At 55.8% G+C, this 859-nt stretch carries 1 protein-coding gene and 1 pseudogene; both read right to left on the reverse strand.

Features of this window, described 5'->3' with window-relative positions:
- A pseudogene (locus GSQ70_RS25690) lies at positions 1-229 on the reverse strand (hypothetical protein); the annotation flags it as partial.
- Positions 230-264: 35 nt separating this feature from the next.
- Positions 265-798 carry a phospholipase D family protein gene (locus GSQ70_RS00805; protein WP_158780497.1) on the reverse strand — a complete coding sequence of 178 codons (534 nt, stop codon included), beginning with the start codon at positions 796-798 and terminating at the stop codon, positions 265-267.
- Between the last annotated feature and the right edge of the window lie 61 nt (positions 799-859).

Here is an 859-nt window from a genome sequence, read left to right on the forward strand (position 1 = left end):
GCGGCGTCAGGCTGAGCCGATCTTCACGGATGCTCACGCAGAACAGGCGATCGTCACCATGAGTAATGGCAAGCTCCGTCACTGCACGACCGGCGCGGTAGCAGGTCATCACTATTCTCTTTACCTCCGTCATGTTCGTACGAAAGCTGCTGATAAACTCATAAAATGCTTTTGAGCGCTCGATCCTGTCCGTGGCCGTCACGTTAAACAGGTACTGTCCTTTACTCATCTGCTCTCCTCAGGGATTGTTGTCGTGTACGGGAATCAGTACGGCAGCCGGTAATCATTGCCTTCTTCCCAGCGGGACTGCCAGTGTGTCAGGTAGCGCTCCGCCAGTTCCGGCATGTCCCTGATGACCAGAGCGTTCTCGCTATTGCCGGATGCTCCGGCCCTGGTGAAATTCATGCTGCAGGTTTCCACCGTCTGCCCGTCGGTGATAATGATTTTGTCGTGCATGATGGCGTAACGCTGGTTGGTACGCACAGGGATGCCGTTACTCAACAGTCGGTTCATCGCCGCCCGGCTGCTTTTATTACGATTACCTTTTTCATCGAGCACCACCTTCACGTCCACGCCGCGTTCTTTCGCGCGTATGAGTGCCTGAACGATATCCGGTGAAGTGAAGTTGTAGCCCATCAGACGTATCTCCCGCGTGCCACCGTCAAGCGTGGCCAGCACCAGCCTCTGTGCCGTCCCTTCGGGCGAGAATCCCACGCTCACGTCAGGGCTTGCGATCCCGGACTGAGGGAGCAGCAATATCAGGCTGCTCAGCAGCAATGACAAAACGTTATTCTTCATGAGGTTTCCTTAAATGTGTGAGAGGGCACTGACCGTGCCTCACAGGCTGAGGCGGAGCGCA

Origin of the sequence: Pantoea sp. BAV 3049 (genome assembly GCF_009765445.1) — a bacterium.
Taxonomy (GTDB): Bacteria; Pseudomonadota; Gammaproteobacteria; order Enterobacterales; family Enterobacteriaceae; genus Erwinia.